Consider the following 8,121-nt stretch of genomic DNA (forward strand, 5'->3'; position numbering starts at 1 on the left):
CAGGAGCGCCCATGACTGTGATCAGCCAACTGCAAAATAACAAGAAGGACCTTAATCAGGTTCGCGTCGTCACCCAGCCGATGCCGGAGCTGAAGCCGGGCGAAGCACTGCTGCGCATCAGCCGCCTGGCGCTGACCACCAACAACATTACCTACGCCGCCTTCGGCGAAACCCCGCACCTGCGCTACTGGGACTTTTTCCCCACCGGTGCGGCCGAGTGGTTCCACATGCCGGCCTGGGGCTTTGCCGAGATCGTCGAGAGTACAGTTGAGGGTCTGGCGGTGGGTGAACGCTTCTACGGCTACTGGCCGATTGCGTCGCACGTGGTCATGAATCCGGTACGTGTTTCCGAACGCGGCTTTTACGACGGCATCCCGCACCGTCTGGAGCTGACGTCGGCCTATAACCAGTACCAGCGCATCAGCACCGATGCCGCCTACCGCGCCGCTGATGAGAACTATCAGATGCTGCTGCGCCCGCTGTTTATCACCTCGTTCATGCTGGCCGACTTCCTGGAAGACAACAACTTCTTCGGCGCCCGCCAGATCATCGTCTCCAGCGCCTCCAGCAAGACCGCCTACGGCACCGCCTTCTGCCTGGAGCAGAACGACAGCGTGGCGCTGATTGGCCTGACCTCTGGCGGCAACACCGACTTCGTCGCCCAGCTCGGCTGCTACCAGCAGGCTGTCGCCTACGAAGACGTTGAACAACTCGATGCCAGCATCCCCACGCTGTATGTCGACTTCTCAGGCAACGTGGCGCTGCGCAACCGCATTCACGAGCACTTCAAGGACAGCCTGGCCTACGACTGCTACGCAGGATCAGCACAGAACCACGAACACCTCAGCGCCGCCGAAACGCCTGTGCACGGCCCGGCACCGCAGCCGTACTTTGCGCCCTACCAGATCAAGAAGCGTAACGCCGACTGGGGCGCGGCAGAAGTGACCCGCCGCTTCAACGCCGCCCAGCTGGCGTTTATCGAGCGAGTACAGAACCCGGCTGCACCGTGGCTGAACGTCATCGAGCACGCCGGTCTGGAGCAGGCAAAGACACTGGTAGAGGATCTGGTCGGCGGGCGTATCGATCCCAAGGATGGCCACGCAGTCGTCCTCGACTAAGCCAGCGACCCGGCCAGGGCGTCGTGCACCTGCCGCCCCCATTGCGGACGCGACCTGTCGCGTCCCTGCACATGCCCCACCCACGCCCGCTGCAGGGCTAGGGCATCCCGAGGCCGGACGGCCTAGCGTGGAGGCAGGCTCAGCACGACCACTTTCACCGGCAACAGCCCGCTCGAAACCTGGCCGATGCGGGTAAACGCCGACTTCGACAGGTCAATCACCCGGCCACGAACGAAGGGGCCTCGGTCATTGATGCGCACCACAACCGATCGGCCGTTATCCAGATTGGTCACCTGCACCCGGGTGCCGAAGGGTAAGGTGCGATGGGCTGCGGTCAGCGCATCGTGACGATAGCGCTCGCCATTGGCGGTCTTGCGCTGCTCGAACTTGTCCGCGTAATAAGACGCCTGCCCGGTCTCGGCCGCGCCTCCGAGCTTGCCGCCGCCCAGATGACTGCAACCGGCCAGCGCCAGCATAATCAGACCCAGAAACAGAACACGTCCGTTCAATACGACACACCTTTTGCAATACGAAGCCAGTACCTCCGGGGCGGAGGCGGTGGTCGGATAGACCGCGCTATCAGCGTCGGGTTCACGGCAAGAGCATGCGCCCGATAACCGGCACTGACGTGCGCACGGCATCACACCCGGTCAGGGCGTTGCGGCAGGCTCATTCAACCCGGCATCCGTCCTGACCCGCAGAAAGCGGGCAAAACGCGGCAGACCGCCAGAGGTCAGGCCATTAAAGCGATAGGTCACCAGCGTACCAATGGCCGGTGGCGACTGGCGCTGCGCATCACTCAGGCCGCTGCCCAGCCGAAATCGCCGCCCGACCCCATCAGCGACCAGCAGCGCCCCCACCTGTCCCCGGTATTTGCCGAGGCCAGCGGTATAACCGACAACACGTGCCTCGGCATCCTCGAACGGCTTGTATTTGAGCAACAGCGGATGACGCCCGGCGCGGTAGCGCGCGCTGGCGTGGTGGAGCATCAACCCCTCGCCGCCACCAGCCACCGTACGCTCAAGCAGCGCATCCAGTTCGTCGGCGCTTCCCAGCCGCTGCTGCGCCACCGGCTGCAGTGAAGCGAGCTGCAAACCGGCCAGCTCGCGCATCGCCAGCACCCGGGCGCTGAAGTCACCGCCGTGCTCGGGCAGGTCAAACACCATAAAGCGCACCCCCTGCCAGTCAGCGACGCTCGCCTGCTGGCGGCGAGCCAGTGCGCTGACCTCATCAAACCGCCCACGTCCGAGCCACAACTCACCATCCATCGGCAGTGCCGGCCAACCGAGGGTGAACTCCGCCGGCGCATTGATGCGGTAACCGCCACGACTCAGCAACTGCCGACCGTCCCAGCGCGCGCGAACGCCGTCGAGCTTCTCGCTGACCCAGTAGTCCGCAACCGCCCCTTCACCACGATAAACCTCGGCAAGCATCAAACCGCTGTCGGCGCTCGCCGGCAGGTGCAGCAAGGCGCAAAAGAGCAACGCTCGGCGTATCCAGACGAACACGGCAACCTCCCTGTTGCAGGTAAGACCGGCAGACAGTCGGGCAGAAAGCGCACAGCCGCCGGCATCGCGTGCGCCGCCACAGGCTAGCAATACCAAGGGGGCGAACAAGCAGCCGGGACGAGAGGTTAGAACCCCGTCACAGCAGCGCAACGATCAGGACGCAGCCTCAGGCCTACTGACCGCGATCGACCAGCGCGGCGTCATGGCCTCGAAGTCGGTGCGCACGTTCGCGGGCAGATAGCTGGCCGAGTCCAGTACCCGCATTGCGCCCGCAAAACGTTCAAACACCACCCAATGCCAGAACGGCCGCTCACCGTCCCAGTGATATTTGATCGCCAGCAACGCCAGATCAGGCAGCGCCTGCCAGGAAACGAAAGGCTCCTCGGTGGCCGACACCTGCAAGCCGCCGTTTTCCAGCAATCGACGCACGTATTGGGTGTCCGACCAGAGTGCCTTGTCATCGGCATAAATGCCCATCGCATTGGCAACGGCCTTCATCTGCGGATAGCTGCAGCCGAGCAAAACGGCGGCCGAGGCAATCCCGCAGCCGGTGGATTCCTGCTGAATCACGGGTTGAAGCATGTCAGCTGAACTCCACCTGCCAAGCAACAGCGTGCAGCGACAGGGCAAGCGGCATAGCCGAAATCACTACCAAATGGCTCATCACATCACATCCTGGGCAACAGCAGGGGCGCGCCCCGGCAGAACGCCGGCAGCCCCCGGGAGAGGCCGGCACTATAGCAGGGCCCGTCCCGACAAACATCTGCGGGGCTGACTCCCGGACTGCTGCGCGAACACACGCGAGCAACCTGTCGTGCGCTATACTGCGCCGAACGAACGGGATTGGATTTTTTATGAAAGTGTGTGGTGTTGACCTCAACAGTAACGATGCCAATGTCTGCCTGCTGGCACTCGATGACGAGCTGTTCCAGCTGCCTGATTTCCGCGCACGCCGGATCAGCCTGACCGATAGCAACAGCACCGGCGCGCTGCGCCATTTTCAGCAGACTTTTGCCAAGCTGATGCACGACTACAAGGTCGACAAGGTCGTTATCCGCCAGCGGCCGATGAAGGGCAAGTTTGCCGGCGGTGCCGTGGGCTTCAAACTGGAAGCCGCGATCGAGCTGATTGCCGATCTGGACGTGGTGATCATGTCACCGACCGATATCAAGGAGTCGATCAAGCGCAACCCCATTCCGGTCCTGTTCTCTGAAACCGGGCTGAAGGCCTATCAGGAACCCGCCTTCAACACCGCATTCGCCTATCTGATGAAAGACAAGTTCGCCAACTGACAGCACCGCGGTCAGCCACCAGATCGCGCGCCCCCGCCCGAATGAGACTATTCGGGCTGCCTGCCAACCCCGCCTCTCCCCCAGCCCGACCAGCCCCCATTGCCAGTCGCACGCCAACATGGCCTAATGCCATTTAGCGGTAAAGACCATAAAAAAAATGTGGCATTGTATGTAGCGACAGGCGCGTATATCACTGTCCACCCTGAAGCGAGCTCTGCCGATAACTCAACTAGTATTGAAGTTATCCACGGCCTGAACGCTAGCTGGCTCCCTGACTGGATTATCAGAACTATTATGTCGTAATCGAGTTAAACCGCGCTCAACAAAGAGAAGCTGAATCGGATTCAGACCGCTGTCTATCAGGCGCAATATCTGGCTACTGTACAAGCTGCTGTGTGCTACTGCGGTCATTGCGCTGGCCGGCCTTACGTATACCCACTGGCAGTATCTGACTGCGCAGACCGAGGCCTCCCAACGCAGCCTGGTCAAGCAGTGGTTCGGCAGTTTTTCATCGCTGCTGGAGCAGCAGGAAACCATCATCACCCTGATTGGTCAGGACATCCTCCTGCGCCAGCGCGAAGGCAACCCGGATATTCGATCCGAGCTGGACCGGCTGATGAACATCAATCCGGAATTCTTTGCCGGCTTTGCCCTGTTTTCCACCGCAGGCGAGGTGCTGGACACAACCTCCAATCTGGTCAGGCCCGACCCGCCAAACCTGCTGCAACAGCCCGAATCGAAAGAATCCTTCGTATACGCCATCGAAAGCGACAAAATGGTCCTCGGGCGAACCTACAACGCTCCCAGACTGGTAATCCCGGCCAGAAAGGCCATTCGCGATACTGACGGGCAGTTGCTGGGCATCATGACCGGCGCACTGAAAATCCAGGCGGACAGCGGTCATTTCGCCCATGCGGCCGTCCTCGGTCCACATAACCGCATCACCATTCTTCGCACCCGTGATCGCTATATCCAGTACGCGACTAACGGGGAGCTGATCCCTGACTTCTTCGTCCAGCCCCTGCCGGAAACGCAGTATCGGCAGCTCATGCAGGCCCTTCAACAGGGCCAGCGCGAACCTGAGCATCCCTCAGAGCGTCAGGCCACCATCACCTTCAGATGGGATACCAATTCGGACAGAGAGCACGTCCGTGGCGTCGCACTCTACAACCCCCGCTACGAATTCTGGCTGCTGTCTGAAGTTGAAGAAGGCTATCTGATCAATCAATTCCTCAAGACTGCAACGCTTTATATTGCGTTGGCCGCGGCGTTTCTGATCAGCATGTTCTACCTGTTTCGCTTTATCGACCGGGAGCAGCAGCACCGCCGCCAGCAGCTGCAATATCAGGCCGATCACGACACTCTGACCGGCCTGCCCAATCGCAACTTTCTGCTGGAGGCCTTTGACCAGTGGCAGACAGGAAAACAGAACTTCTCACAGCTGTTCATCGACCTCGACCACTTCAAGGGCATCAACGACCATTTCGGCCACAGCATTGGTGATCAGATCCTGGTAGAGCTGGCACGCCGCTTCGAGCAGGCCCTGCGTGAAGACACCCTGCTGGTGCGGCATGGCGGTGACGAGTTTGTGCTGTTGATTGCCACCCATGCCGACAGTACCGCCGCCGAGGAGCGAGTCGGCCGGCAAATTAACGCCATTTGCGCCAATATTCCCTTCTCCAATATGACCTTCTCCCCCGGCTGCAGTATCGGTGTGGCGCGCTACCCGGAGCATGGCACCACCCTCGACGAGCTGCTGCGCGCGGCGGATGTGGCCATGTATGAGGCCAAGAAGGAGCGCAACACCCTGCGCTTCTTCCGTACCGATCTGGAAGAGCAATACCTGTACCGGGTCAGGATCGAACAACATCTGCGTGGCGCCGAAACCCGCGGCGAGATCTTCCTGGTCTATCAGCCTCAGGCTGACCAGCATGGCCGCATGTATGGAGTGGAAGCACTGGTACGCTGGCAAAGCCCGGTTCTGGGCAGTGTGCCGCCGGACGCCTTCATCCCGATTGCCGAGCACTCTGGGCTGATCACCACCCTTGGTTACCACATCATTGACCGGGCGCTGGCCGACATCGCAGGGCTGCAACAGCAAACCGGCCAGACCTTCAGCCTGTCGATCAACGTCTCCGCCCGGCAGTTGATGGAAAACGGCTTTATCGATCAGCTGCTGGAACGAATCGACAGCAGCCTGCTGGGCTTTGAGCAGATATGTATCGAAGTCACGGAAAATCTGCTGATTGAAGACATCGAGCAGATCCACCATATCCTGACCCGCGCCAAGGACGCCGGCGTGCGGATGTCACTCGATGACTTTGGTACCGGCTATTCCTCGCTGAGCACCCTACGCTCGCTGCCGTTTCACGAGGTCAAGATCGACAAAAGCTTTGTCGATCACGTCACCGACGACAAGACCGCCCTGGCCATGGTGCAGAACATCATTGCCATCGGCCAGAACTACGGCATGACCGTGCTGGCAGAAGGCGTTGAAACCGAGGAGCAGCTGCAGTGCCTGATCACCTGCGGCTGCGACCATTTCCAGGGCTACCTGTTCGCCAGACCACTCGCTCTCGACGACCTGCGCGCCTGCATCGCAAGGGAAAGCCTGTCGCCAACGCAGTGAGCTGGCGCTAGTCGGCGAAGGCTCACAGATCAACCGACCAGCCACTGATAAATCAGCCGCCCCGGCGCCAATGCACCCAGCCCGGCTCCGATAACGCCGATAAAGGCACCGACCGCAAAGGCGCGATGCCGCCTGATATGGCCGGCTCGGGCTGAGTACACCGACACCGCCACACACACCAGCACCCAGACCGACAGCAGATGGATAGGGCTGTAACCATGGAACACATCCATAAAGCCGGTCAGCCAGAACGAAGACACGGCCACAATCACCATCGCCGTCATCCACGACCAGCCCACAACCCTATGCAACCGCGTCCCCTTGCGGGTCAGCAACTGAAAGCCCCCGGCGAGCAACGCCCAGAGTGCAGCAATAAGATGAAGCGTAACGGCCATGGTGCACCCGCGCGCTAAGGTGGATGAATTCACCAGCCGGTGGGGCGGGTGTCAGGTGAGTAGGTGATCTGTATAAGTTTTGAACGACAAATTGTCTGTATAACGCCTCAAGAAGAGGCGCGCACTTTTTGCGCGTCCTTCTTGCTTGATTTGTTAGGCTTGGCCATTCGGTAGAGCTGTAAAACGGCCAGTCTTTTTATCTCTGATTCGATTGATGACCAACCTAAATAGTAATTACCCCCATGTGAGAACGACTTGTAAGCATGCAGATTATCTGAACTCACCTTCTCTATGGGAATAGACGGATCAGTTGAACCTAAGATTATGATAGAGTCTCTAGGGCTAGGTCTCACATTCCAGAAACGACTATTGGGTAAGAATGACATTGCCACTCCATTTAAGGGGGAGCCTACTTTTAAATAATTATTTAAGGCACCCTCAATTTTTTTATATCCATAAGCAACTTCTTCTGTTGTTGCATTTACGGAATACCCAGACAGAGGATTTCTATTGTTAATTTCTGTCACCAAAATAGTCTGTTTGCGGCTTCGGAATATCAGGCAAGGCAGTTGTCTGATATAGAAAACAGTACCTCTTGTTCTTCGCTTTTCTGCGTAGTTCTTTGCTGACTCTAATGTCGAATGCATACACCCGGGGTAATACTGCGTTACCCATGTACTATGCCAAGCATTTCGTCCCGTATGGACGTAGTACACTAACCCTCTTGATATCCCCTGAACAGGGCTATCTTCAAGTGACGGAACGGATATTTGGTTTAGCTCCATACGAAAAGCCTAAGGAAACGCTGCACAAATCAGCCCTCTGCCTGATTACGCAGCCCTGAGTATAATCACCAGACACTGCCACTACCTCAGCCAAGCCACCCGATGAAGCAGATCACTTCGCCCAAGCCGAGCATCAGAACAAGAAAAAGGTTAGCCGCCGGGAACGCTTCCTGGCTGAGATGAATGTAGTGGTGTCCTGGCAGCGCCTGCTGGATGCCCTGTGGCCCTCATATTACCCAGAGGGTGCCGGCAAGGGTGACCGTCCACCGACTCCGCTAGACCGGATCCTGCGAATCTACTTCCTCCAGCAGTGGTACGGCCTGGCTGATGAAGGCGTTGAGGATGCGATTTACGAGAGTGAGCCGATGCGTGATTTCGTTCGTATCGATCTCTG

At 59.0% G+C, this 8,121-nt stretch carries 8 protein-coding genes and 1 pseudogene; 4 read left to right on the forward strand and 5 right to left on the reverse strand.

Annotation, left to right across the window (positions count from 1 at the left end; genetic code table 11):
* Positions 1-11 precede the first annotated feature (11 nt).
* Entirely contained in the window at positions 12-1,118 is a 1,107-nt protein-coding gene (locus AC13EY_RS11890; RefSeq protein WP_228245067.1) for a DUF2855 family protein, read from the forward strand.
* Between the two features lie 122 nt (positions 1,119-1,240).
* Here the strand turns inward: AC13EY_RS11890 and AC13EY_RS11895 are convergent, their stop codons facing one another.
* From AC13EY_RS11895 to AC13EY_RS11905, 3 genes are all read right to left on the reverse strand, one after another.
* A complete protein-coding gene (locus AC13EY_RS11895) occupies positions 1,241-1,594 on the reverse strand; it encodes a septal ring lytic transglycosylase RlpA family protein (RefSeq protein ID WP_228245344.1) in 354 nt (117 codons plus the stop codon).
* A gap of 174 nt (positions 1,595-1,768) precedes the next feature.
* The gene (locus AC13EY_RS11900) at positions 1,769-2,626 is read right to left on the reverse strand and encodes a DNA ligase (RefSeq protein ID WP_228245066.1); all 858 of its coding nucleotides are present in this window, start codon (positions 2,624-2,626) and stop codon (positions 1,769-1,771) included.
* A 153-nt stretch (positions 2,627-2,779) separates the two neighbouring features.
* Positions 2,780-3,208: a hypothetical protein gene (locus tag AC13EY_RS11905; RefSeq protein WP_228245065.1), complete on the reverse strand. Its 429-nt coding sequence runs from the start codon at positions 3,206-3,208 to the stop codon at positions 2,780-2,782.
* Between the two features lie 272 nt (positions 3,209-3,480).
* On the opposite strand from AC13EY_RS11905, the gene AC13EY_RS11910 reads away from it, so the two are divergent.
* Both AC13EY_RS11910 and AC13EY_RS11915 read left to right on the forward strand, forming a co-directional pair.
* Positions 3,481-3,918, forward strand: coding sequence for a DUF3010 family protein (locus tag AC13EY_RS11910; RefSeq protein WP_228245064.1), 438 nt, complete (start codon positions 3,481-3,483; stop codon positions 3,916-3,918).
* A 616-nt stretch (positions 3,919-4,534) separates the two neighbouring features.
* Entirely contained in the window at positions 4,535-6,547 is a 2,013-nt protein-coding gene (locus AC13EY_RS11915; protein ID WP_233048335.1) for a putative bifunctional diguanylate cyclase/phosphodiesterase, read from the forward strand.
* A gap of 29 nt (positions 6,548-6,576) precedes the next feature.
* On the opposite strand, the gene AC13EY_RS11920 is transcribed toward AC13EY_RS11915, so the two are convergent.
* A complete protein-coding gene (locus AC13EY_RS11920; RefSeq protein ID WP_228247559.1) occupies positions 6,577-6,942 on the reverse strand; it encodes a DUF2306 domain-containing protein in 366 nt (121 codons plus the stop codon).
* A 107-nt stretch (positions 6,943-7,049) separates the two neighbouring features.
* Positions 7,050-7,469, reverse strand: coding sequence for a hypothetical protein (locus AC13EY_RS11925; RefSeq protein WP_193075572.1), 420 nt, complete (start codon positions 7,467-7,469; stop codon positions 7,050-7,052).
* A 374-nt stretch (positions 7,470-7,843) separates the two neighbouring features.
* On the opposite strand from AC13EY_RS11925, the pseudogene AC13EY_RS11930 reads away from it, so the two are divergent.
* Positions 7,844-8,121 (forward strand): annotated as a pseudogene (locus AC13EY_RS11930) (transposase); the annotation flags it as partial.

The organism is Halopseudomonas sp. L-58 (assembly GCF_056859475.1).

Bases quoted from the DNA above. Each gene is read 5' to 3' on its own strand.
- AC13EY_RS11890 (WP_228245067.1), top strand. From the start codon at position 12: ATGACTGTGATCAGCCAACTGCAAAATAACAAGAAGGACCTTAATCAG.
- AC13EY_RS11905 (WP_228245065.1), bottom strand. From the start codon at position 3,208: ATGCTTCAACCCGTGATTCAGCAGGAATCCACCGGCTGCGGGATTGCC.
- AC13EY_RS11920 (WP_228247559.1), bottom strand. From the start codon at position 6,942: ATGGCCGTTACGCTTCATCTTATTGCTGCACTCTGGGCGTTGCTCGCC.
- AC13EY_RS11915 (WP_233048335.1), top strand. From the start codon at position 4,535: ATGAACATCAATCCGGAATTCTTTGCCGGCTTTGCCCTGTTTTCCACC.
- AC13EY_RS11910 (WP_228245064.1), top strand. From the start codon at position 3,481: ATGAAAGTGTGTGGTGTTGACCTCAACAGTAACGATGCCAATGTCTGC.
- AC13EY_RS11895 (WP_228245344.1), bottom strand. From the start codon at position 1,594: ATGCTGGCGCTGGCCGGTTGCAGTCATCTGGGCGGCGGCAAGCTCGGA.